Source organism: Serratia sp. CY29653 (assembly GCF_052169255.1).
Lineage (GTDB): Bacteria > Pseudomonadota > Gammaproteobacteria > Enterobacterales > Enterobacteriaceae > Serratia > Serratia sarumanii.
Genome location: NZ_JBJNLC010000008.1, coordinates 1 through 23,045 on the forward strand (window position 1 = coordinate 1; position 23,045 = coordinate 23,045).

Below are 23,045 nucleotides of genomic sequence, written 5' to 3' on the forward strand. Positions count from 1 at the left end.
GCAATAGCGCGGTGGTCCCACCTGACCCCATGCCGAACTCAGAAGTGAAACGCCGTAGCGCCGATGGTAGTGTGGGGTCTCCCCATGCGAGAGTAGGACACTGCCAGGCATCAAATAAAGCCGAAAGCCCTGAACTGACGTTCAGGGCTTTTTGCTATGCGTAAAACGCAAAAAAGCGCAGCTACGCTGCGCCTTTCAACCACTCGACAATAAAGTCGGCGATGCTTTCCGGTTGATTGAGATCCAACTGCTTAGCTGCGATGGATAGCGGCCGGTCGCTGACTACCGCCACGACAAACTGATCCAGCATGTCTTCCAGCGGTCTGCCGATCTCGGCCCTATAAAGCAGGATCTTGCTGACCGGCTCATGTTTGAACCCTTCCACTAGAATCAAATCGACCTTATCGGCGTCAAAACGCCCTGCCAGGTAGCGTAGATCCAAAGGTTGTTGCTCCGGCGTTTCGGTCATCAATGCCCAACGGCGATCGCTGGCGACCAGCGTTTGGTCGGCACCCGCTTTGCGCAGCTCATAGCTGTCTTTACCCGGCGTATCCACATCCATGTCGTGATGCGTATGCTTTATCAGCCCAACCCGCACCTGGCGCTGTTTCAGCATTGGGATCAATTGCTTGAGCAGGGTGGTTTTCCCCGTCCCGCTGTAGGCGCCGATGGCCAGCAAAGGGGGCAATGAACGATTCATGTTTTTAGCTCTCGTTCTTGCTGCCAGTGCAGGCAGTCTTCCGGCGTATTCAGGTTATGAAATGCCGTTTGCTGCCCGCTGAACACCACGCGTTGTGCGTTAATCTGATGCAAGAACAGCATCAGCTTGCGTTCACCGCGCGCCAGATAGTCGGCCAGCTGCGGCGCTATTTGGGTATGCAATAATGCCAGCGTAGGGTGATCTCGTTCACCATCGCTGGCAAAGGCTGCTGGCGCCGCGCCTTTTTGCCGCCATAGCTGCGCGACTAAGTCGGCGGGAAAGTCGGGGACGTCACAAGGGACGAAGGCCACCCACTCGCTGGGGGCCTGTTTGAGCCCGGCGAGCATCCCGGCCAACGGCCCGGCGAAATCGGGCGTCAGATCGCCAATCACCGGCAAACCGCTCGCCTGGTAACGTGCCTGATTGCGATTGGCGCTGATGGCGACGGAAGCCACTTGCGGCCGTAACCGAGCCAATACGTGTTGATAGAGTGCGATACCGGCAATCGACACCAGGCCTTTGTCTTCACCGCCCATACGCGTGGCCCGTCCGCCGGCCAAAATGACGCCGCTGATTTCTTTATGCATCTCGTTTATCCCGCCTTGTCGATGCGCTGATTGTAGCGCTAAAGCCGGTGCGACATCAGGATTTACCTTTATTGACAAGCCGGTTCTTTCACTGCGTGGGTAAGCCTGTTACTTTGTGAGTTTATTCATGCTATTGGACGATATTGAGATGAAAACGCATCGCGTAAACGAGTTGATCGAGCTGTTGCACCCGGCCTGGCAGGAAGATCCCGATCTCAATTTGATGCAGTTTTTGCAAAAGCTGGCGCAGGAAGCGGGCTTCCAGGGCGAGTTGTCCGAACTGAGCGACGACATTCTTATTTACCATCTGAAAATGCGCGGCAGCGCCGGCACGGATCAGATCCCGGGCCTGAAGAAAGATTACGAAGAAGATTTTAAAACGGCGCTGTTGCGCGCTCGCGGCGTTATCAAGGACTGATCCTCGCGCGGTGCGAGAAAGCATAGCGCGTCAAATGCGCCATTAATGCTACTATTTCTCATTCCCGGCACCGTGCTGTCAGCGATCAAACGAACGTTATGAATAACTCTGCTTTTAATTTCGACACCCTGTCGCCCGATTTGATTATGGACGCGCTAGAAGGGGTTGGCCTGCGCGTCGATTCCGGCCTGACGGCGCTGAACAGCTATGAGAACCGCGTCTATCAGTTTATAGACGAAGATCGCCGGCGCTACGTAGTGAAGTTTTACCGCCCGGAGCGCTGGAGCGCCGCACAAATCGGTGAGGAACATCAGTTCGCTCTGGATCTGGCCAGCGCGGAAATTCCGGCGGTGGCGCCGCTGGCGCTGCAAGGCGCTACGCTGCATACGCACGGTGGATTCTTCTTTACCCTGTTTCCCAGCGTGGGCGGGCGCCAATATGAGATAGACAACCTGGATCAGTTGGAATGGGTGGGTCGTTTCCTGGGCCGTATCCATCAGGTCGGCGGCGAGCGTTTGTTCGCCGAACGGCCGACGATGGGGGTTGAAGAGTATCTCACCGCCCCGCGTCAGGTGTTGGCCGATTGCGGGCTGTTGCCGGCAGCACAGTGTGACGCGTTCCTGCTGGCAACGGACAACCTGATTGCGGCGATCAAGGCGCACTGGCATCTGGACTGGCAGCCGCGCCGTTTGCACGGTGATTGCCATCCCGGCAATATTCTGTGGCGCGACGGCCCGCTGTTCGTCGATCTTGATGACGCGCGTAACGGCCCGGCGGTGCAGGATTTGTGGATGCTGCTGCACGGTGAGCGGCGCGATCAATTGATGCAGCTGGACGTCTTGCTGGAAGCGTACGGCGAATTTGCCGAGTTCGACCAACGCGAGCTGGCGTTGATTGAGCCGCTGCGCGCGATGCGCATGGTGTATTACCTGGCCTGGGTCGCCCGCCGTTGGCAGGATCCGGCCTTCCCTAAGAGTTTTCCGTGGATGGCGGAGTCTGATTTCTGGTTGTCTCAGACTGCGGCCTTCACCGAACAGGTTAAGCTGTTGCAGGAGCCCCCTCTGCAGCTGACGCCAATGTATTGAAGCTTTAACACAATGGAGAGTTTAGTCTTATGAAAAAAATATGGTTGGCGCTCGTTGGCATGGTGATGGCCTTCAGTGCCTCGGCGGCACAGTTTAGCGATGGCGCTCAGTACGTGACCCTGGACAAGCCGGTGACCGGTGAGCCTCAGGTGCTGGAGTTCTTCTCCTTCTACTGCCCGCACTGCTACCAGTTCGAGCAGGTCTATCACGTGTCCGAGAACGTGAAGAAGGCGCTGCCTGCCGGCACCAAAATGACCAAGTACCACGTTGAGTTCCTGGGGCCGCTGGGCAAACAGCTGACTCAGGCATGGGCGGTGGCGATGGCGCTGGGCGTGGAAGACAAGGTAAGCCCGTTGATGTTTGAAGCGGTGCAGAAAACCCAGACCGTGCAAACGCCGGACGATATCCGTAACGTCTTCGTGAAAGCGGGCGTGACCGCCGCAGATTATGACGCGGCATGGAACAGCTTCGTGGTGAAATCTCTGGTGGTTCAACAGGAGAAAGCCGCGGAAGATCTGCAGCTGCGCGGTGTGCCGGCGGTATTCGTGAACGGCAAATACATGGTTAAAAACGATGGCCTGGACACCAGCTCGATGGACGCTTACGTGAAGCAGTTCGCCGACGTGGTTAAATTCCTCAGCCAGCAGAAATAAGCCAGATTCAACATGAAAAAAGCCGGCGTTCGTTGCCGGCGTTTTTTTATCCGTATTGCCGCTTCAATTTATCCAGCAGCCGGTCTTTTTCCTGCCACAGCGTATTCAGCCACAGTTGGAAACGCCGCTTGAACTGCTTGTCGTTGAAATAGTCCCCGTGCAGGGTTTCATCGATCGGTAGCGTCTCTATTCTTACCACGATGCGCGTCAAACGACCGCACAGCATATCCAGAAAAGGCCGTTGGTTATTTTCTGGATAGAGCAGGGTGACGTTCAGCACTTTGTCGAACTGATTGCCCAGCGCGCTAAGGGTAAACGCGATGCCGGCGGCTTTGGGCGCCAGCAAATTGCGATACGGCGAATTGCTTTTAATTTTCTTGGCTTCGGTGAAGCGCGAACCTTCGACGAAATTGACGATGGTGGTTGGACGTTGACGGAATTTTTCGCAGGAACGGCGCGTGGTTTCGATATCCTTGCCGCGCTTCTCCGGATGCTTGAGCAAATAGGCGCGGGAGTAACGCTTCATGAATGGCATATCCAGCGCCCAGCAGGCCAGGCCGACAAAAGGCACCCAGGCGAGCTGTTGCTTGAGGAAATACTTATTCATTGGAATATGATTTCTGAACAGCACGCACAACACGACAATGTCTGACCAGCTTTCGTGGTTGCTGATCAGCAGATACCAGTTTTTGCGATCCAGCCCTTCCAGCCCTTCAATATCCCAACGCAATTGCCCGTTAATGCGCAATAACAGCGCCAGCCCCTGACACCAACACCACATCATGAAATCGGCGAAAGCAGAGATATATCGCCAGACGGCGGGAATGGGCACCAGGAGTTTCACGATGCCGGCCAGCGTGATGGGGATAGAACACAACACCGTCACCAGAATGGTGAGTATGACGGAAATGATAAAGATAACAGGCGTTAACAATCTTGGCATGGTTATGGGCTGACGGTTGTTGGGAACATCGTTGCATGCCGAAGCGCATGAACAAAAGCCTATTTTAACAGAGAATGTCGGGGTAAAGCGCCGCTAAAAATCACTGTTTTTGGCCTCGCCGGATAACCATTTGCCGAGTTTTTGTGCAACTTGTCCAGCTTGTGCTAAGGTAATTGAGGCGCCGAATTTGATTAATAGTGCGATTAAAATCCGGCGAAAGTTATATCCACAAATCCAATAAAAGCCAGTAATAAAGCGTCGCCGGAATTCGTTCTTTTAACGCGGTGATTTAAATAGGAATTTTATTCGCCGTTATAACGATAATCACAACGTTATAATTCGGTCTCTTTTCTATGCACAAAGTTATCCACAGGTAAGATCTTGCGGATCCTCGCGCACAATCTCATCATTTTCGTCCGCAATGCACGCTAAGGTTCGTCTCCGGCGGCCAGCTATGGCATGCTTACCCCTATGTCCGATCACGATAAAGAAACGCTATGGCCCAGATTGCAGAAAACCCACTAATCCTGGTTGACGGTTCCTCCTACCTCTACCGCGCTTATCACGCCTTCCCGCCGCTGACCAACTCGGCGGGCGAGCCGACCGGCGCGATGTACGGCGTGCTGAATATGCTGCGCAGCCTGCTGCTGCAGTATCAACCGAGCCACGTTGCCGTGGTGTTTGATGCCAAAGGGAAGACCTTCCGCGATGATCTCTTCGCCGAATACAAATCGCACCGGCCACCGATGCCGGACGATCTGCGTGCGCAGATCGAGCCGCTGCATAACATGGTCAAGGCGATGGGCCTGCCACTGCTGGTGACGCCCGGCGTTGAGGCGGACGACGTCATCGGTACGCTGGCGCTGGAGGCCGAAAAAGCTGGCCACGCGGTGCTGATCAGCACCGGCGACAAAGACATGGCGCAGCTGGTGACGCCGAACGTCACCCTGATCAACACCATGAACAACACCATCCTCGGCCCGCAGGAAGTGTGCGACAAGTACGGTATTCCGCCGGAGCTGATCATCGACTTCCTGGCGCTGATGGGCGATTCATCGGACAACATTCCCGGCGTGCCGGGCGTGGGTGAGAAAACCGCTCAGGCGTTGCTGCAGGGTATCGGCGGGCTGGATGCGCTGTACGGTAATCTGGAGAATATCGCCACGCTGAGCTTCCGCGGCGCCAAAACCATGGCGGCCAAGCTGGAGCAGAACAAAGAGGTCGCGTACCTCTCCTATAAGCTGGCGACGATCAAAACCGACGTTGAGCTGGATCTGACCTGCGCGGATCTGACGGTCTCTGCACCGGATGTCGATACGCTGCAGCAGCTGTTCAAACAGTATGAATTCAAACGCTGGCTGGCGGACGTGGAAGCCGGCGTATGGCTGGAAAACAAGAAAGGCGCGGGAGCGAAAGCTGCCGGCGGCGCCAAACCGGCCGCCGCCGCCGCGGAAGCGCCGAAGGCGCTGGCGGAGGCCAAGCTGTCCCAGGACGGTTATGTCACCATTCTGGATGAAGCGACCTTTACCGACTGGCTGGCGCGGCTGAAAAAGGCCGACGTGTTTGCCTTCGATACCGAAACCGACGGTCTGGATACCCTGACCGCCAACCTGATCGGCCTGTCCTTCGCGATCGCGCCGGGCGAGGCGGCTTATTTGCCGGTGGCGCACGATTATCTGGACGCACCGCCACAGCTGGACCGCGCCTACGTGCTGGAAGCGCTCAAGCCGCTGCTGGAGGACGATAAGGCGCTGAAGGTCGGGCAAAACCTGAAGTTCGACATGAGCCTGCTGGCGCGCTACGGCATTGAGATGCGCGGCATCGCCTACGACACCATGCTGGAGTCCTATGTGCTGGACAGCGTCGGCGGCCGTCACGATATGGACAGCCTGGCCGATCGTTATCTGAGCCATAAAACCATCACCTTCGAAGAGATCGCCGGCAAGGGCAAAAACCAGCTGACGTTCAATCAGATCGCGCTGGAGCAGGCGGCGCCTTACGCCGCCGAAGACGCCGATGTCACGCTGCAGTTGCACCTGGCGATGTGGCCGCAGTTGAAACAGAGCGCAGAGCTGCTGACGGTGTTCAACGAGATTGAAATGCCGCTGCTGCCGGTGCTGTCGCATATCGAACGCACCGGGGTGCTGATCGATCCGGCCATTTTGTCGGCCCACTCCCAGGAGCTGGCCAAGCGTCTGGCTGAGCTGGAGGCGCAGGCCCACGAGCTGGCGGAAGAGCCGTTCAACCTGGCGTCGACCAAGCAGCTGCAGGCTATCTTGTACGAGAAACAAAAGTTGCCGGTGCTGAAGAAAACCCCGGGCGGTGCGCCGTCCACCAACGAAGAAGTGCTGGCCGAGCTGGCGCTGGATTACCCGCTGCCGAAGGTGATCCTGGAATACCGCGGCCTGGCGAAGCTGAAGACCACCTATACCGACAAGCTGCCGCTGATGATCAACCCGGTCAGCGGCCGGGTACACACCTCGTACCATCAGGCGGTGACTGCGACCGGCCGTCTCTCCTCGAGCGATCCGAACCTGCAGAACATCCCGGTGCGCAACGAAGAAGGGCGGCGCATCCGCCAGGCTTTCATCGTGCCGGAAGGCTACCGCATCGTCGCGGCCGACTACTCGCAGATCGAGCTGCGCATCATGGCGCATCTGTCACAGGATGAAGGGCTGCTGAAGGCCTTCGCCGAAGGGAAAGACATTCACCGCGCCACGGCGTCGGAAGTCTTCGGTGTGCCGTTGGATAAAGTGACCGGCGAACAGCGCCGTAGCGCCAAGGCGATTAACTTTGGCCTGATTTACGGCATGAGCGCCTTCGGCCTGGCGCGCCAGTTGGGGATCCCGCGTGGGGAAGCCCAGCGCTATATGGATCTGTACTTCGAGCGTTACCCGGGCGTGCTGGACTACATGGAGCGCACCCGTCAACAGGCTTCCGAACAGGGTTATGTCAGCACGCTGGACGGGCGCCGCCTGTACCTGCCGGACGTCCGCTCCAGCAACGCCATGCGCCGCAAGGCGGCCGAGCGCGCCGCCATCAACGCCCCGATGCAGGGCACCGCGGCCGATATCATCAAGCGTGCGATGATCGAGGTCGACGCCTGGCTGCAAGGGCAGGAGAAGCCGTTGGTGCGCGCGATCATGCAGGTGCACGATGAATTGGTATTTGAGGTGCATGAGTCGGTGATCGAAGAAGCCAGCCAACGCATCCGTCAATTGATGGAAGGCAGCATGACCCTGGCGGTGCCGCTGAAGGTCGACGTGGGCGTCGGCATGAACTGGGATGAGGCGCACTGATTACCGGGTTATCGCCGGATGCGCTAACTGGCGATAACCTAAGCACTTTTCGTAATTAAGCTACAAGATGCGGCGATAGTTTCCCCAACTTCGCCGTTCTTGCGCCGCAAATTGTGTAAGTAAACTACAAAAAATTCTTTTGCCCTGCGAAAAAATAAGGTAGAGTTACAGGCGTAGGGTACAGAGGTAAGATGTTCTATCTTTCAGACCTTTTACTTCACGTAATCGGATTTGGCTGAATATTTAGCCGCCCCAGTCAGTATTGACTGGGGCGTTTTTTATTGTAAAAACAGCAGCAAACCATACGTTTTTCCTATCGCTCCGCTCCGCTTTTCGTTCCTGCTTCCCCCCTCTCGACTCGCGTAATCCGGCGAGATAAGCCAGCCCTGGCGATAAGTTTTTATGATGGCTTTATTTCAGAACTGTAATTAGATAACAAAAAATCCCGCCTGCGGCTGAACTGCGGGTATAAAAAAGCCGATGCGGCGAGGCATCGGCTCTGGCGTTCGGCCTGGGCTTATTCGCCGGCTTCGTCTTCCGGCAGCACTTCCGGTGGGATCTCGTTAAACCAGGTGTCCAGCTTCTGGCGCAGCTTGTCGACGCCGATCTTCTTCAGCGACGAGAAGGCTTCAACCTGGATATCCCCCATAAACGGCAGCACCGCTTCACGCACCATATTGAGCTGCGCCTTGCGTGCGCCGGAGGCCAGCTTGTCGGCCTTGGTCAGCAGCACCAGCACCGGCGTGCCGACGTCGACCGCCCACTGGATCATCTGCTGGTCGAGATCTTTCAGCGGATGGCGAATATCCATCAGCACCACCAGGCCTTTCAGGCTGTTGCGCATCTGCAGGTATTCGCCCAGCGCGCGCTGCCATTTGCGCTTCATCTCTTCCGGCACTTCGGCGTAGCCGTAACCCGGCAGGTCGACCAGGCGGATGCCGTCTTCCACTTCGAACAGGTTGATCAGCTGGGTGCGCCCCGGCGTCTTACTGGTGCGCGCCAGGCTTTTTTGGTTGGTCAGCGTATTCAGCGCGCTGGATTTCCCGGCGTTGGAACGGCCGGCAAAGGCGACTTCAATTCCTGCATCCCCCGGCAGATGGCGAATATCGGGTGCGCTGGTGACGAAATGGGTCACATGATAGTTGTAGTTCTTGCTGGTCAAAATTTTTCGTCTCCGTGAGGATGGCTAACTGGTTGGCGATTATAACTGCATCAGCGGTAAAAATGGCGTGTTTCTCGGTTTTTAAGCGGCGGGACGCGATAAAACGACGGTTATGCCGCGCGTACGTTGTGAGACATTTGCCATTCGAATCGCGGGTAATGTCGCTTTATTCGAAAGTGATGTTTCTGTTTTTATTTTAAAAACAATATGTTGTTTTTTCGTTGTAGGGAAATGTCGTCCAAATCGGCGTCAGGTGCCTTGAGCCTTGGCAACAATAACGTAAAGTAGTCGTTAACGCAGGGTTGCGCAGGATTAAGGAACATCCGGGAAGGATGACAAATCTCAGGGAATGCACAGGGCGTGCAATGAGTGCCAGGATGAACGCAACAGGAAGTGACCCTTTCGCACCGGAACAGGCGGCAGGCACATCGGATGGTGAAGTATTGGCAGTTTGGATGCCGGCAGGAAGCTCGCTCGGGAAGAGCGGATGCGAATGGATTGCGCCATGGACGATTTTTCTTTCAGGATGAAGGACGTAGTGGCAGGGAATGCGGTTATAGCAGAAGGAAAAACCGGGATGTTGCATGTGCGCAAGGAGCGCGTAACAGGAATACCCTTCGCAAGAAGGTGCGAAATAGGCGGCAGGTTTAACCTGCCGCCTTTTTTCTTTGTCCGCTTTCTGCTAGATTCCGCCGCAATTCTATACTGAATCTACATACCTAAGAGCACACGCTATGAACCAGCCATCAAAAGCACCTCGCGGCAGCGCGGCGAAGTCAAAAACGAAAAAGAAAAGCCGTATGGAGCTCGATCAGGAAGCGCGCGAGCGCAAACGCCTGAAAAAGCGCCGCGGCCACGCTTCCGGTTCGCGCACCCAGGTCGAGTCCGGCAGCCAGAAGAACAAATCGGCGGCGGAAGCCAAAGATCCGCGTATCGGCAGTAAAGTGCCGGTAGCGCTGGTGGTCGACGAAACCAAAGTAAAGGCCAAACCGCAGCCGAAGCCAAAGGCCGAAGCGAAACCGCGCCTGTCGCCGGAAGAAGAGCTGGCGAAGCTGGAAAATGACGAACGCCTGAACGCGCTGCTGGATCGCATCGACGATGGCGAAACGCTGAACGCGGAAGAGCAGACCTATGTCGACAAAACGTTGGATCGCATCGATGTGCTGATGGACGTGTTGGGCATCGAACTGGGTGAAGACGACGACGAAGAAGAAGAGAAGCAGGAAGATATTCTGAAGCTGCTGAAAGGCGGCAACCCGAAAGACGCTTTTTAACGCGCTATGTGGCTAATCTCGGCAATAGCCCTACTCTTGATGTGTTATCTGCTGTGGTTATTCGGTAAACTATGGCGGCTGTCTAAGCGCAAAGCGCGTTTTCGCAGCGCTTCCGTGGCCAGACAGCGCAGACAACCGCCTCTCTCCAGGCCCGGTAGAAAAAGATATCGGAAGGAGTGAGCATGTCAGAGCAGACGATTGTCTGGGATTTGGCCCTGATCCAAAAATATAACTACTCAGGGCCGCGTTATACTTCATACCCCACGGCGCTGGAGTTTAACCAGCGCTACGACGAAGCGGCGTTTCAACGCGCCGCTGCGCGTTACCCTGAGCGGCCGCTGTCGCTGTATGTGCATATCCCTTTCTGTCATAAGCTGTGTTACTTCTGCGGCTGCAACAAGCTGGTGACGCGCCAGACCCACAAGGCCGACGAGTACCTGAACGTTTTGGCGCAAGAGATCGCCAGCCGTGCGCCGCTGTTCGCCGGCCGTAAGGTCGGCCAGATGCACTGGGGCGGCGGTACGCCGACCTACCTGGATAAAACGCAAATCAGCCGGCTGGTGGCGTTGCTGCGCGAACACTTTGATTTCCTGCCCGATGCGGAGATGTCGATCGAGGTCGATCCGCGCGAGATAGAGCTGGATGTGCTCGATCATTTACGCGCCGAAGGCTTTAACCGTCTGAGCATGGGGGTGCAGGATTTCAACAAACAGGTGCAGCAGTTGGTCAACCGCGAGCAGGACGAAGCCTTTATCTTCGCCCTGATTGAGCGGGCCAAAGCGCTGGGCTTCCGCTCGACCAATATCGATCTGATCTACGGCCTGCCGAAACAGACGCCGGAAAGCTTCGCTTTCACGCTGCAGCGGGTGGCTGAATTGAATCCCGATCGCCTCAGCGTGTTCAACTACGCGCATATGCCGAACTTGTTCGCCGCCCAGCGCAAAATCAAAGACGCCGATCTGCCCAGCGCCCAGCAGAAGCTGGATATTCTGCAGCAGAGCATCGCTTTCCTGACCGGCGCCGGCTATCAGTTCATCGGCATGGATCACTTTGCGCGCCCGGACGACGAGCTGGCAATCGCCCAATGCGAAGGCAAGCTGCACCGCAATTTCCAGGGCTATACTACCCAGGGCGACAGCGATCTGCTGGGGCTGGGCGTGTCGGCCATCAGCATGCTCGGCGACAGCTATGCGCAGAACCAGAAAGAGCTGAAGCATTACTATGAGAGCGTACCGGCGCAGGGCAACGCCCTGTGGCGCGGGCTGGCGCTGACGGACGACGATTGCCTGCGGCGCGATCTGATCAAAACCCTGATCTGCAATTTCCGGTTGGCGTATCAGCCGCTCGAACGGCAATACGGCATCGATTTCACCGCTTACTTCGCCGAAGACCTGCAGCTGCTGGCGCCGTTTGAACGCGATGGGCTTGTGGAGCGCGACGAGCAGGGCATTCGCGTCACGCCGCGCGGGCGCTTGCTGATCCGCAATATCTGCATGTGTTTCGACCGCTATCTGCGGCAACAGGCGCGCAGCCAGCAGTTCTCACGGGTGATCTGAGGATGAAAAAACAGCCGCTGATGCGGCTGTTTTTTTAACTGAAGAAGTTAATCAGCGCGGCGCACAACACCGCGGCAACCGCCGCCTGCGGGGTGTGGCTGGCGGCGGAGCCCAGCTCCGCGCCCTGAGAAATGAATACGATGAATGAGTCCAGCATCGTCAACCTCCAGAGTGTGCGACACGATCATACTGCGCCCGCACCGGCTGTAAAGCCTGCGGTTGGCGTTTTTTTGTGCGCCGGACGGCGTTTTTCATCATCCATCCCCGTTCCTATTCCATACCCAGCTCTTTGAGCTTGCGGGTCAGGGTATTGCGCCCCCAGCCCAGCAGGCGCGCGGCTTCCTGTTTGTGCCCCTGGGTGTGGCGCAGCGCGGTGGTGAGCAGCGTGCGCTCCATCTCCGGCTGCGCTTCCGACAGCAGGTTTTGATGACCGGAACGCAGCGCGCGATCGGCCCACTGCGCCAGCAGCGTGGCCCAGCTGTCCGGCAGACTGTGGCTGGGGCTTTCCGGCGCGGCGGTTTCGAACAGCTCACCCGGTAGATCCTGGATCAGCACTTCCTGCCCGGCGGCCATCACCGTCAGCCAGCGGCAGGTGTTCTCCAGCTGGCGCACGTTGCCCGGCCAGGGCAGGCGGGTCAGCGCGGTTTCGGTTTCCGGGTGCAGGTTCTTGGCCTCGACGCCTAACTCTTTGGCGGCGATCTGCAGGAAGTGGCGCGCCAGCCGCGGGATATCTTCACGGCGCTCGCGCAGCGGCGGCAGGTGTACGCGGATCACGTTCAGGCGGTGGAACAGATCCTCGCGGAACTTGCCTTCCTGCACCCGCAGCTCCAGATTCTGGTGCGTGGCGGCGATGATGCGCACGTCGACCTTCACCGGCGCATAGCCGCCGACCCGGTAGAACTGGCCGTCCGCCAGCACCCGCAGCAGGCGCGTTTGCACGTCGAGCGGCATATCGCCGATCTCGTCGAGGAACAGCGTGCCGCCGTCGGCCTGTTCAAAACGGCCCTGACGAATTTGGTTCGCGCCGGTGAAGGCGCCTTTCTCGTGGCCGAACAGCTCGGACTCGATCAGATCCTTGGGGATGGCGGCCATGTTCAGGGCGATGAACGGCGACTTGGCGCGCGGGCTGTGGCGGTGCAGCGCATGCGCCACCAGCTCCTTGCCGGTGCCGGATTCACCGTTGATCAACACGCTGATCGACGAACGCGACAGCCGGCCGATGATGCGAAACACGTCCTGCATCGCCGGCGCCTCGCCGATGATGTCCGCCGCCGGATCGCTGGCCGGCTGGCTGCGCACCGGCTGCTGCTGCTCCTGATAATGGCTGATGGCGCGCTCGACCAGCGCCACCGCTTCGTCGATATCGAACGGCTTCGGCAGGTAGTCGAAGGCCCCTTGCTGATAGGCGCTGACGGCGGCGTCCAAATCCGAATGCGCGGTCATGATGATCACCGGCAGCATCGGGTGGCGCTGTTTGATCTGCTTGAGCAGCGCCAGGCCGTCTATGCCCGGCATGCGGATATCGGACAGCAGCACGTCGGGGGTTTGCGTGGCCAAGGCTTCCAGCACGTCATTGCCGCCTTCGAAGGTGGCGCAGCTCAGGCCCGCGCCGGTGAGCGCGCGCTCAAGCACCCAGCGGATGGAGCTATCGTCATCGACGATCCAGACTATCCCTCGTTGCATAGCAAACCTCACTGACGAATGGGCAGGTAGACCGAGAATTCGGTATGACCTGGCCAACTGTTGAATTCAATTTTTCCGCAATGCTGATCGATAAGATTGCGGGCGATGGATAATCCCAGGCCGGTGCCGCCTTCACGGCCGCTGACCATCGGGTAGAACAGCGTGTCCTGCAGCTGCGCCGGCACGCCGGGGCCGTCGTCTTCGACGTCGATGCGCGCCGCCAGGCGGTAGCGGGTGCCGTGCAGCGTAATCTGAAACGCGGTGCGGGTGCGCAGCGTGATGGTGCCGCCCGCTTCGCCCAGCGCCTGCAGCGCGTTGCGGGTAATGTTCAGCAGCACCTGTTCTATCTGATCCGGGTCGTGGGCCATTTCCGGCAGGCTCGGATCGTAATCGCGCACCAGCGTGACGTTATCCGGCATTTCCAGCGACACCAGCTGGCAGACGCGCTCCGCGACCTGATGGATGCTCTGGGTGATGTGCTGGCCGGGCCGCTGCGGGCCGAGCAGGCGATCCACCAGATTGCGCAGCCGATCGGCCTGCTCGATGATCACCTTGGTGTATTCGGTCAGCGCCGGATCGGGCAGCGCTTTGGCCAGCAGCTGTGCCGCGCCGCGCAGGCCGCCCAGCGGATTTTTAATCTCGTGCGCCAAACCGCGCACCAGATCGCGGGCCGCCACCTGTTGGGCATGCTGCAGCTGTTCCTGGCTCAGGCGGCGCTGATTGTCCATCGGCGCCAGCTCGACCAGAATATAGCCTTCCGGCAGCGCCTGAGCGGTCAGGGAAAGGATATGCGCACGGCCGTCGACCACCAGGGTCACTTCGTTGTCGGTGAAGCCCTGACCGGCGCGCAGGCTTTCGCGCATCAAAGAGACGTTCAGCGAAAAATAACCGAGCAAATCGGGCAGCGGCGTGCCGAACAGCTTGCGGGAGCTTTGCGCCAGCAATTGCTGTGCCGCAGGGTTGGCGTAGTGAACCGCCAGAGAGTCATCCAACAGCAGGATGCTGTTGATGAGTGAATTGAGGATCTGCCCAGCATCGGGCAGCTTGCCAGTTGCCATACAGCAGACTCCTGCACCTTTTTAGTGCATCTATCCTACTCCATCCGGGATCGGCGCGGTATGGAATAGTTTTGCAGAAAATACGGTGGAGAAAAAAACCCATCCGAAGATGGGCTGAAAGTTTCCACGGCAACAAAAAAGCGATAACAAAAATGTGGGCGCCGCCCGCCTGCGCAGACGGCGCGGGTAGGGCTTAGACGCTGTAGTACAGTTCGAACTCAACCGGGTGTGGCGTCATGCGAATGCGGTCCATCTCTTCTTTGCGCAGTTCGATGTAGGCATCGATCGCATCGTCGGTGAACACGCCGCCGCGGGTCAGGAACTCGCGGTCTTCGTTCAGTGCGGCCATCGCTTCGTCCAGCGAGCCGGCCACTTTTGGGATCTCGGCTTCTTCTTCCGGCGGCAGGTCGTACAGGTTTTTGTCCATGGCGTCGCCAGGGTGGATCTTGTTGATGATGCCGTCCAGGCCGGCCATCAGCAGCGCGGCGAAGCACAGGTATGGGTTAGCCGCCGGATCCGGGAAGCGGGCTTCGATGCGGCGCGCTTTCGGGCTGGCGACCACCGGGATACGGATGGACGCGGAGCGGTTACGGGCGGAGTAAGCCAGCATCACCGGCGCTTCGTAGCCTGGCACCAGACGCTTGTACGAGTTGGTGGTCGGGTTGGCCAGGGCGTTGATCGCTTTGGCGTGCTTGATGATGCCGCCGATGTAGAACAGCGCGGTTTCAGACAGGCCGCCGTATTTGTCGCCGGCGAACAGGTTGGTGCCGTTCTTGGACAGCGACATGTGGCAGTGCATGCCGGAACCGTTGTCGCCGAACATAGGCTTCGGCATGAAGGTCGCGGTTTTGCCGAAGGCGTGCGCCACGTTGTGCACCACGTATTTGTAGATCTGAATTTCGTCGGCTTTCTTGGTCATGGTGTTGAAGCGGGTTGCCACTTCGTTCTGACCGGCGGTTGCCACTTCGTGGTGGTGCGCTTCAACCACCAGGCCCATCTCTTCCATGGTCAGACACATGGTGGAACGCAGATCCTGCGAAGAGTCGACCGGTGGAACCGGGAAGTAACCGCCTTTCACCGCCGGACGGTGGCCTTTGTTGCCGCCGTCGTATTTTGTACCGGAGTTCCAGGCGCCTTCGATGTCGTCGATGGCCACGTGGGAACCGCGGATGCTGCTGCCGAAGCGGATGTCGTCGAACAGGAAGAACTCAGGCTCTGGCCCGAACAGCACGGTATCCGCGATGCCGGAGGAGCGCAGGAAGTCTTCGGCGCGTTTGGAGATGGAGCGCGGGTCGCGATCGTAGCCTTGCATGGTGCCCGGCTCGAGAATGTCGCAGCGAATGATCAGGGTAGGTTCTTCGAAGAACGGATCCAGAACCGCCGTGCTGGCGTCCGGCATCAGCACCATGTCAGATTCGTTGATGCCCTTCCAACCACCGATAGAGGAGCCGTCAAACATTTTGCCTTCTTCGAAGAAGTCGGCGTTTACCTGGTGAGCCGGGATAGTCACGTGCTGTTCCTTACCCTTGGTGTCAGTGAAACGCAGGTCTACGAATTTCACTTCATGCTCATTCAGCATCGTCAAAACGTGTTCAGCGGACATACTTAACTCTCCCGGTTTATCATTGTCGTCGTCGTGGAACGAATCTGTGGAACTGGCTTTTTTCGCCTTGAAAAGACTAAAGCGAAAAGCGTGCCAACTTTTTAAAAAGGCGTTCATCGCCTTTCTGCGCGGGTTTTACCCAGCCACAGTATGCACCATCAACGATAAATTGCACTGTTATGGTGCAATAAGGGTGGGCGCAGGCACCGAAATGGTGCAAAAGTGCAGCGATTGCGGCTTTTTGCACCGTGAAAGGGATCACAAACTGACCGGTACGCGGTTGTTTATAAGAGATGGTTGTGATCTTGTTTAGTCCCTCGCTTAATACGTGTACAATAGCGCGCTATTTCTAATGCCCGAGGCAAAGCTGTGATCGAAAATTTGCGTAACATCGCCATTATTGCCCACGTTGACCATGGTAAAACCACCCTGGTTGATAAGCTGCTGCAACAATCCGGTACTTTCGGAGAGCGTGCGGAAGCCACCGAACGCGTAATGGACTCCAACGATTTGGAGAAAGAGCGTGGGATTACCATCCTCGCAAAAAACACCGCCATTAATTGGAACGGTTACCGTATCAACATCGTGGATACCCCGGGACACGCCGACTTCGGCGGCGAGGTAGAGCGCGTGATGTCGATGGTTGACTCGGTGCTGCTGGTTGTGGATGCAATGGATGGCCCTATGCCGCAAACCCGCTTCGTGACCAAGAAGGCCTTCGCCAACGGTCTGAAGCCGATCGTGGTCATCAACAAGGTTGACCGTCCTGGCGCGCGCCCTGACTGGGTTGTGGATCAGGTGTTCGACCTGTTCGTGAACCTCGACGCGACCGACGAGCAGCTCGACTTCCCGATCATCTACGCTTCTGCGCTGAACGGCATCGCCGGCGTCGACCACACCGACATGGCGGAAGACATGACCCCGCTGTATCAGGCGATCGTCGACCACGTGTCTGCGCCGCAGGTTGAGCTGGAAGCGCCATTCCAGATGCAGATCTCCCAGTTGGACTACAACAACTACCTGGGTGTTATCGGCATCGGCCGCATCAAGCGCGGTAAAGTGAAGCCGAACCAGCAGGTCACCATCATCGACAGCGAAGGTAAAACTCGCAACGGTAAAGTGGGCAAAGTGCTGGGCCACCTGGGTCTGGAGCGTATCGACAGCACCCTGGCGGAAGCGGGCGACATCATCGCCATCACCGGCCTGGGCGAGCTGAACATCTCCGACACCATCTGCGACACCAACGCCGTAGAAGCGCTGCCGGCGCTGTCCGTCGACGAACCGACCGTCACCATGTTCTTCAACGTCAACACCTCGCCGTTCTGCGGTAAAGAAGGCAAGTACGTGACGTCGCGTCAGATCCTTGACCGTCTGAACAAAGAGCTGGTGCACAACGTAGCGCTGCGCGTTGAAGAAACCGACGATGCGGACGCCTTCCGCGTTTCCGGCCGTGGCGAGCTGCACCTGTCGGTGCTGATCGAAAACATGCGTCGCGAAGGTTTCGAGCTGGCGGTTTCCCGTCCGAAAGTTATCTTCCGCGAAATCGATGGCCGCAAGCAGGAGCCATTCGAGAACGTGACGCTGGATATCGAAGAGCAGCATCAGGGTTCCGTGATGCAGGCGATGGGCGAGCGTAAAGCCGACCTGAAAAACATGGATCCGGACGGTAAGGGCCGCGTGCGTCTCGACTACGTGATCCCAAGCCGCGGTCTGATCGGCTTCCGTAACGAATTCATGACCATGACTTCGGGCACCGGTCTGCTGTACTCCACCTTCAGCCACTACGACGACGTGCGTCCGGGCGAAGTGGGCCAGCGTCAGAACGGCGTGCTGATCTCCAACGGCCAGGGCAAAGCGGTCGCGTTCGCGCTGTTCGGCCTGCAGGATCGCGGCAAGCTGTTCCTGGGCCACGGTGCGGAAGTGTATGAAGGCCAGATCATCGGTATTCACTCGCGTTCCAACGACCTGACCGTAAACTGCCTGACCGGTAAGAAGCTGACCAACATGCGTGCTTCCGGTACTGACGAAGCGACTACCCTGGTTCCGGCCATCAAAATGACCCTGGAGCAAGCTCTGGAGTTCATCGATGACGACGAACTGGTAGAAGTGACGCCAACCTCGATCCGTATCCGTAAGCGTCACCTGACGGAAAACGATCGTAAGCGCGCCAGCCGCGGTCCTAAAGACGCTTAATCGCTGATTGAGTGTCTCATGCTTAGGGCGCGGTTCTCGCGCCCTGAGTTTTTTCCTCTGTTGTTCCCCGTTTGTGCGGCGCGCTATGCGCTTTTCCGTTCGTTCCCTGTTCAGCTGTTCCTTTTCCCGCTACAGTGAAATCTCACCGGCCCATCAGGAGAGGACTATGCTGTATATCTTTGATTTAGGTAATGTGATCGTCGATATCGATTTCAAGCGTGTGCTGGGCGTGTGGAGCAATTTGAGCGGCACGCCGTTGGCGGTGCTGTCCGATCGTTTCACTATGGGTGAGGTGTTCCAGCAGCATGAGCGCGGTGAAATCAGCGACGAAGACTTCGCCGGCAAGCTGTGCGATGAAATGGGCATCGCGCTCAGCTTCGAGCAGTTCGCCACCGGCTGGCAGGCGGTATTCGTCGCGCTGCGCCCGGAAGTGATCGACATCATGCAGCGCCTGCGCAACGAGGGCCACCGGGTGGTGGTGCTGTCGAACACCAACCGTCTGCACTGCAACTACTGGCCGCAGCACTATCCTGAAGTGGCCGCCGCCGCCGATCACCTCTATCTGTCGCAAGATCTCGGCATGCGCAAGCCGGAGGCCGAGATCTACCAGCATGTGCTGGCCGCGGAAAACACCGCCGCCGCCGACGCGGTGTTCTTCGACGATCACCCGGCGAACGTCCTCGCCGCGCAGGCGTTGGGGATCAAGACGGTGCACGTCACCGATCGCGACGTGGTGCCGGCCTATTTTGCTCAATGAGCGCAGGGCGCGTTAAGCTTAAGGCGTATCAACGGACATCAAGGAGTGACCATGTCGTTTTTCCGCCGCAAGAAGCTGCCCTCTGCGATTAAGCCCGGCGTCACCTTCGGACGGCTGCTGTACCAGCGTATCGATCACGATGGCCTGACGATGTTGGCGGGCCATCTCGCCTATGTTTCCCTGCTGTCGCTGGTGCCGCTGGTCACCGTGGTGTTCGCGCTGTTCGCCGCTTTCCCGATGTTTTCCGACATCAGCGAACAGCTGAAGAGCTTCATCTTTTCCAATTTCGTGCCGGCCGCCGGCAACGTCATACAGAACTACCTGGAACAGTTCGTCGCCAACTCCAACAAGATGACCGCCGTCGGCACCTGCGGGCTGATCGTCACCGCGCTGCTGTTGATCTCCTCGGTGGACAGCGTGCTGAACACCATCTGGCGCAGCAAGAACAAGCGGCCGATCGTCTTCTCCTTCGCCGTGTACTGGATGGTGCTGACGCTGGGGCCGCTGCTGGTGGGTGCCAGCATGGCCATCAGCTCCTACCTGCTGTCGCTCAACTGGCTGGCGCAGACCGGCGTCAACGGCCTGGTGGATCAGGTGCTGCGCATCTTCCCGCTGATTTTGTCGTGCGCTTCCTTCTGGCTGCTGTATTGCATCGTGCCGACGGTGCGGGTGCCGCCCAAAGACGCGCTGATTGGCGCGCTGGTGGCCGGATTGCTGTTCGAGCTGGGCAAGAAGGGATTCGCGCTGTACGTCACCATGTTCCCCTCCTATCAGCTGATTTACGGTGTGCTGGCGGTGATCCCGATTTTATTCCTGTGGGTCTACTGGAGCTGGTGTATCGTGTTACTCGGCGCGGAAATCACCGTGACCATCGGCGAATACCGCGACTACCGTCGGCAGAAGGCGGAGCAACAGGAACAGAAACCAGAAGGGCAGCAGGAATGATTGCGTTGATTCAACGGGTGTTAAACGCCAGCGTCACGGTGGGTGGCGAGACGGTAGGCAAGATTGGCCCCGGTTTGTTAGTGTTATTGGGCGTGGAGCAGGGCGATAACGAGCAAAAAGCGCAGCGCCTGTGCGAACGCGTGTTGGGATACCGCATTTTCGGCGACGAGAACGACAAGATGAATCTCAACGTCCAGCAGGCCGGGGGCAGCGTGCTGGTCGTTTCGCAGTTCACCCTGGCGGCGGACACCCAAAAGGGCATGCGGCCCAGCTTCTCGCGCGGCGCCGCACCTTTGGTCGCCGATCGGTTATATCAATATTTTGTTGGCCAGTGCCGCGAACGCGGCGTAGAGACCCAGACCGGCGAATTCGCCGCCGACATGCAAGTGGCGCTGGTCAACGATGGTCCGGTGACATTCTGGCTACAGGTCTAAGCATTCGGAGAACAGGCGTCTATGTATCACCTACGAGTACCCGTAACAGAGCAAGAACTGAAGGAGTATTACCAGTTTCGCTGGGAAATGCTGCGCAAGCCGCTGCACCAGCCGGTGGGTTCGGAAAAGGATGCCTATGACGCCATGGCCCACCACCAAATGGTGGTGGACGAGGCCGGTAAAATCGTCGCCATCGGGCGGCTGTACATCAATGCCGACAACGAGGCGGCGATCCGTTTTCTGGCGGTAGATCCGACGCTGCAGGATAAAGGGCTGGGGACGCTGGTGGCGATGACGCTGGAGTCCGTCGCGCGGCAGGAGGGCGTGAAGCGGGTGGTGTGCAGCGCCCGTGAGGACGCGGTGGACTTCTTCGCCAAGCTGGGGTTCGTCAATCAGGGGGAGATCACTGCGCCGCAGACCACCCCGATCCGCCACTTTTTGATGATCAAACCGGTAGCGACGCTGGACGATATCCTGCATCGCCCCGACTGGTGCGGCCAACTGCAGCAGGCCTGGTATGAACACATCCCGCTGAGCGAAAAGATGGGCGTGCGCATCAGCCAATACACCGGCCAGCGCTTCGTCACCACCATGCCCGAGACCGGCAACCAGAATCCGCACCACACGCTGTTCGCCGGCAGCCTGTTCTCGCTGGCGACGCTGACCGCCTGGGGGCTGATTTGGCTGCTGCTGCGCGAGCGCCACCTCGGCGGCACCATCATTCTGGCGGACGCGCACATTCGCTACAGCAAACCGATTACCGGCAGGCCGCGAGCGGTGGCGGATCTCGGCTCGCTGAGCGGCGATTTGGCGCGTCTGGCGCGCGGCCGCCGCGCGCGCGTGCACGCCGAAGTGCATCTGTTCGGCGACGAGGATAAAGGTGCGGTGTTCGAAGGCACCTACATGGTGCTGCCGGCCGAGCCGGATGTGCCGCTGGATCAGGGCGGCTCTGAGGCGCTGGAAGAGTAAGACGGCGGCCTGCCTGAGGGCGGGCCGCGCAGGGCATTACGGCAGTTGCTGGTTCACCGCTTGGCCGTCGCCGGCGGTGGCCTGCAGATTTCCCTTCAACGAGGCTTTGAACGGCCCGTCGCTGTTCAGCAGCCCTTTCAACTGCAGCTCAAGGTTGCCGTCGCCCGTCAGCGGCACCGGCTGCCATCCCCATTGCTGCAAGGTGTTCATCGGTACCGAACGGCCGTGCAGCGTCAGCTGGAAAGGCTTGCCCGGCAGCTGATCGACGGTCGCTTTGGCCTCAAGCAACCCATTAGGCATAAAGGCGCTGAGCTCGGTGACGTTAATCTGATTGGCGTCGGCGTTCAGCGCCAGCGAAGGGCGCCGCACGTCTATCTTGTTGAAGGTCGCCTCGCTGCCGTTCAGGTTGAGCGATCCGGACCAGATGCCCCACTGGCGATCGCGCGCCAGCAGCAGGTTGCTGCCGTAGCCGTCCAGCGCGGTGATCTGGAACGGGAATGCCGGGTTGATATCGATGATCAGATTGCGGTTGGTGGTCAGCTTGGTGACGTACACCTCCGCCAGCCAGTCCGGCAGCGGTTTCAGCCACAGTTCGCGCCAGTCGCTCGGCAGGGTGTACTCCAGCGCCGCCATGGCCACTTCATCCAGCTGCAGGCGTTTGCCGGCGCGCAGCCAGTTGCCGGAGGTGCGCAGCAGCCCGCCTTCCCAGCGGGTGGTGAACTGTTGAATGGCGATGCCGGCGGAGGAGAGCCGCAGGGTGGCGATCGGATCGATCAGGTGGAAGCCGCCGTTGATCACGTCGCTGGCGTTGACGTTTAGCGAGCCGTCTTCGCTGCGCCAGTCGCCTTTTTCGACGCTGACGTTTTGCAGCGACAGATCGAGATCGTTAAACGCCCATGCCTTGCCTTCCAGGCGCGCGTCGATCAGATCGAAACGCTTGAGGGTGACCGGCGGCAGGGTGGTAAAGCGCTGCATGAATTCCGCCAGCGTCAGCGGGGTCTGCATGCGCACGCCGCTCAGCCGCAGGCGATCCACCTGCCAACTGCCGTCGGCGGCGCGGCTGGCCACGCCGGTCAGGTCGCCCTGCGCCAGATCGGCGCCGAAGTTGTTCAACAGCAGCTGGCCCTGCTTCTGCTCCCCCTGCACCAACACCTTCGAGGCGGGGATGCCATTCAGCGTCATCGAACCGGCGCTGAACTGGAACTGGTTGTTGTCCCCCAGCAGATGACCGGCCAGCGGGCGCCACGGCGTGATGCCGGCAGTGACCTGCTGCGCGTTGAGTTGCCACTCGTTATCGTTGGACTGCAACGCCATGTTGCTCAGCTGCAGCACGTCGGCCTGTACAGGCAGCGCCGCCGCCTGCGGCTGCACGTTCAGCGTGCCGTCGCGCAGCGTGACGCTGTGAAAATAGCGCGGCTCGGTGATTTGGCGCAGGCTGAGGCCCAGATCGACGCGTTTGGCGACCAGCGCCTGCGGCTGGCCGTTGCGCGCCAGTTGCACGTCTTCCAGCTCAATCTGGTTCGGCTGGCTCCACGAATGGGTGATTTTTCCTATCGACAGGCGGTATTCGCTGTTGTCGCTGATCCAGGCGCTCAGGCGGCCTGCCGCCCAGCGGGTTTGCCCGACCAGGTACAGTACCACTGCCGCCAGCACGATCAGCAGCAGCAACGTCAGCAACAGCTTTCCGACAAATTTCATCGTCTACATCCGCATCGGTCAAAAAAGA

At 58.7% G+C, this 23,045-nt stretch carries 22 protein-coding genes and 1 rRNA gene; 14 read left to right on the forward strand and 9 right to left on the reverse strand.

The window, feature by feature from the left end; all coding sequences use genetic code 11:
* Window positions 1-109: ribosomal RNA gene (gene rrf / locus ACJ8HN_RS23195) — 5S ribosomal RNA — on the forward strand; the annotation flags it as partial.
* A gap of 72 nt (window positions 110-181) precedes the next feature.
* Here rrf and mobB read toward each other — a convergent pair.
* Together mobB and mobA are read right to left on the reverse strand one after the other, a co-directional pair.
* Complete coding sequence (mobB, locus tag ACJ8HN_RS23200; RefSeq protein ID WP_060437087.1) at window positions 182-700, reverse strand: molybdopterin-guanine dinucleotide biosynthesis protein MobB; 519 nt, start codon at window positions 698-700, stop codon at window positions 182-184.
* Window positions 697-1,287, reverse strand: coding sequence for a molybdenum cofactor guanylyltransferase MobA (mobA, locus tag ACJ8HN_RS23205; RefSeq protein ID WP_442524019.1), 591 nt, complete (start codon window positions 1,285-1,287; stop codon window positions 697-699). The genes mobB and mobA overlap by 4 nt, the downstream gene beginning before the upstream one ends.
* A gap of 148 nt (window positions 1,288-1,435) precedes the next feature.
* Between mobA and ACJ8HN_RS23210 the strand changes: the two genes are divergently transcribed.
* From ACJ8HN_RS23210 to dsbA, 3 genes are all read left to right on the forward strand, one after another.
* Entirely contained in the window at window positions 1,436-1,705 is a 270-nt protein-coding gene (locus tag ACJ8HN_RS23210; protein WP_033638631.1) for a YihD family protein, read from the forward strand.
* A gap of 98 nt (window positions 1,706-1,803) precedes the next feature.
* Window positions 1,804-2,790, forward strand: coding sequence for a serine/threonine protein kinase (locus ACJ8HN_RS23215; RefSeq protein WP_342186231.1), 987 nt, complete (start codon window positions 1,804-1,806; stop codon window positions 2,788-2,790).
* A gap of 29 nt (window positions 2,791-2,819) precedes the next feature.
* Entirely contained in the window at window positions 2,820-3,443 is a 624-nt protein-coding gene (gene dsbA / locus ACJ8HN_RS23220) for a thiol:disulfide interchange protein DsbA (RefSeq protein ID WP_004931264.1), read from the forward strand.
* A 46-nt stretch (window positions 3,444-3,489) separates the two neighbouring features.
* On the opposite strand, the gene ACJ8HN_RS23225 is transcribed toward dsbA, so the two are convergent.
* Window positions 3,490-4,386: an acyltransferase gene (locus tag ACJ8HN_RS23225; protein WP_033636498.1), complete on the reverse strand. Its 897-nt coding sequence runs from the start codon at window positions 4,384-4,386 to the stop codon at window positions 3,490-3,492.
* Window positions 4,387-4,883: 497 nt separating this feature from the next.
* Here ACJ8HN_RS23225 and polA point away from each other — a divergent pair, with 497 nt between their 5' ends.
* Both polA and ACJ8HN_RS23235 read left to right on the forward strand, forming a co-directional pair.
* Window positions 4,884-7,685, forward strand: a complete 2,802-nt coding sequence (polA, locus tag ACJ8HN_RS23230) for a DNA polymerase I (RefSeq protein WP_442524022.1) — start codon at window positions 4,884-4,886, stop codon at window positions 7,683-7,685.
* Window positions 7,686-7,876: 191 nt separating this feature from the next.
* On the forward strand, window positions 7,877-7,924 hold the full coding sequence (locus tag ACJ8HN_RS23235) for a spot 42 RNA, inhibition of DNA synthesis (protein ID WP_071892919.1): 48 nt from the start codon (window positions 7,877-7,879) through the stop codon (window positions 7,922-7,924).
* Window positions 7,925-8,202: 278 nt separating this feature from the next.
* Here the strand turns inward: ACJ8HN_RS23235 and yihA are convergent, their stop codons facing one another.
* Window positions 8,203-8,847 carry a ribosome biogenesis GTP-binding protein YihA/YsxC gene (yihA, locus tag ACJ8HN_RS23240; RefSeq protein ID WP_019452177.1) on the reverse strand — a complete coding sequence of 215 codons (645 nt, stop codon included), beginning with the start codon at window positions 8,845-8,847 and terminating at the stop codon, window positions 8,203-8,205.
* A 505-nt stretch (window positions 8,848-9,352) separates the two neighbouring features.
* Here yihA and ACJ8HN_RS23245 point away from each other — a divergent pair.
* The 3 genes from ACJ8HN_RS23245 to hemN all read left to right on the forward strand — a co-directional run bounded on the left by ACJ8HN_RS23245 (window position 9,353) and on the right by hemN (window position 11,677).
* Window positions 9,353-9,556 (forward strand): hypothetical protein, encoded by a 204-nt coding sequence (locus ACJ8HN_RS23245; protein WP_223182053.1) that lies wholly within the window; start codon window positions 9,353-9,355, stop codon window positions 9,554-9,556.
* A gap of 25 nt (window positions 9,557-9,581) precedes the next feature.
* Window positions 9,582-10,121: a Der GTPase-activating protein YihI gene (gene yihI, locus ACJ8HN_RS23250; RefSeq protein WP_071883854.1), complete on the forward strand. Its 540-nt coding sequence runs from the start codon at window positions 9,582-9,584 to the stop codon at window positions 10,119-10,121.
* 182 nt (window positions 10,122-10,303) lie between these two features.
* Window positions 10,304-11,677 (forward strand): oxygen-independent coproporphyrinogen III oxidase, encoded by a 1,374-nt coding sequence (gene hemN, locus ACJ8HN_RS23255; RefSeq protein WP_041037373.1) that lies wholly within the window; start codon window positions 10,304-10,306, stop codon window positions 11,675-11,677.
* Between the two features lie 34 nt (window positions 11,678-11,711).
* Here hemN and ACJ8HN_RS23260 read toward each other — a convergent pair whose 3' ends face one another.
* The 4 genes from ACJ8HN_RS23260 to glnA form a co-directional block, all read right to left on the reverse strand.
* Entirely contained in the window at window positions 11,712-11,834 is a 123-nt protein-coding gene (locus ACJ8HN_RS23260; protein WP_015379453.1) for a YshB family small membrane protein, read from the reverse strand.
* A gap of 113 nt (window positions 11,835-11,947) precedes the next feature.
* Window positions 11,948-13,360 (reverse strand): nitrogen regulation protein NR(I), encoded by a 1,413-nt coding sequence (gene glnG, locus ACJ8HN_RS23265; RefSeq protein ID WP_015379452.1) that lies wholly within the window; start codon window positions 13,358-13,360, stop codon window positions 11,948-11,950.
* 8 nt (window positions 13,361-13,368) lie between these two features.
* Window positions 13,369-14,418 carry a nitrogen regulation protein NR(II) gene (glnL, locus tag ACJ8HN_RS23270; RefSeq protein WP_004931246.1) on the reverse strand — a complete coding sequence of 350 codons (1,050 nt, stop codon included), beginning with the start codon at window positions 14,416-14,418 and terminating at the stop codon, window positions 13,369-13,371.
* Between the two features lie 193 nt (window positions 14,419-14,611).
* On the reverse strand, window positions 14,612-16,021 hold the full coding sequence (gene glnA, locus ACJ8HN_RS23275) for a glutamate--ammonia ligase (RefSeq protein ID WP_004931244.1): 1,410 nt from the start codon (window positions 16,019-16,021) through the stop codon (window positions 14,612-14,614).
* A 369-nt stretch (window positions 16,022-16,390) separates the two neighbouring features.
* Here glnA and typA point away from each other — a divergent pair, with 369 nt between their 5' ends.
* The 5 genes from typA (at window position 16,391) to fabY (ending at window position 21,319) form a co-directional block, all read left to right on the forward strand.
* Window positions 16,391-18,214 (forward strand): ribosome-dependent GTPase TypA, encoded by a 1,824-nt coding sequence (gene typA, locus ACJ8HN_RS23280; RefSeq protein WP_004931243.1) that lies wholly within the window; start codon window positions 16,391-16,393, stop codon window positions 18,212-18,214.
* 166 nt (window positions 18,215-18,380) lie between these two features.
* A complete protein-coding gene (gene yihX / locus ACJ8HN_RS23285) occupies window positions 18,381-18,971 on the forward strand; it encodes a glucose-1-phosphatase (protein WP_033636494.1) in 591 nt (196 codons plus the stop codon).
* Between the two features lie 51 nt (window positions 18,972-19,022).
* Window positions 19,023-19,916 carry a virulence factor BrkB family protein gene (locus ACJ8HN_RS23290; RefSeq protein ID WP_033636493.1) on the forward strand — a complete coding sequence of 298 codons (894 nt, stop codon included), beginning with the start codon at window positions 19,023-19,025 and terminating at the stop codon, window positions 19,914-19,916.
* On the forward strand, window positions 19,913-20,350 hold the full coding sequence (dtd, locus tag ACJ8HN_RS23295; protein WP_016929644.1) for a D-aminoacyl-tRNA deacylase: 438 nt from the start codon (window positions 19,913-19,915) through the stop codon (window positions 20,348-20,350). The genes ACJ8HN_RS23290 and dtd overlap by 4 nt, the downstream gene beginning before the upstream one ends.
* Before the next feature lie 21 nt (window positions 20,351-20,371).
* Complete coding sequence (gene fabY / locus ACJ8HN_RS23300) at window positions 20,372-21,319, forward strand: fatty acid biosynthesis protein FabY (protein WP_033636491.1); 948 nt, start codon at window positions 20,372-20,374, stop codon at window positions 21,317-21,319.
* A 36-nt stretch (window positions 21,320-21,355) separates the two neighbouring features.
* On the opposite strand, the gene ACJ8HN_RS23305 is transcribed toward fabY, so the two are convergent.
* A complete protein-coding gene (locus tag ACJ8HN_RS23305) occupies window positions 21,356-23,017 on the reverse strand; it encodes an AsmA family protein (RefSeq protein ID WP_060426994.1) in 1,662 nt (553 codons plus the stop codon).
* Window positions 23,018-23,045: the final 28 nt, after the last annotated feature.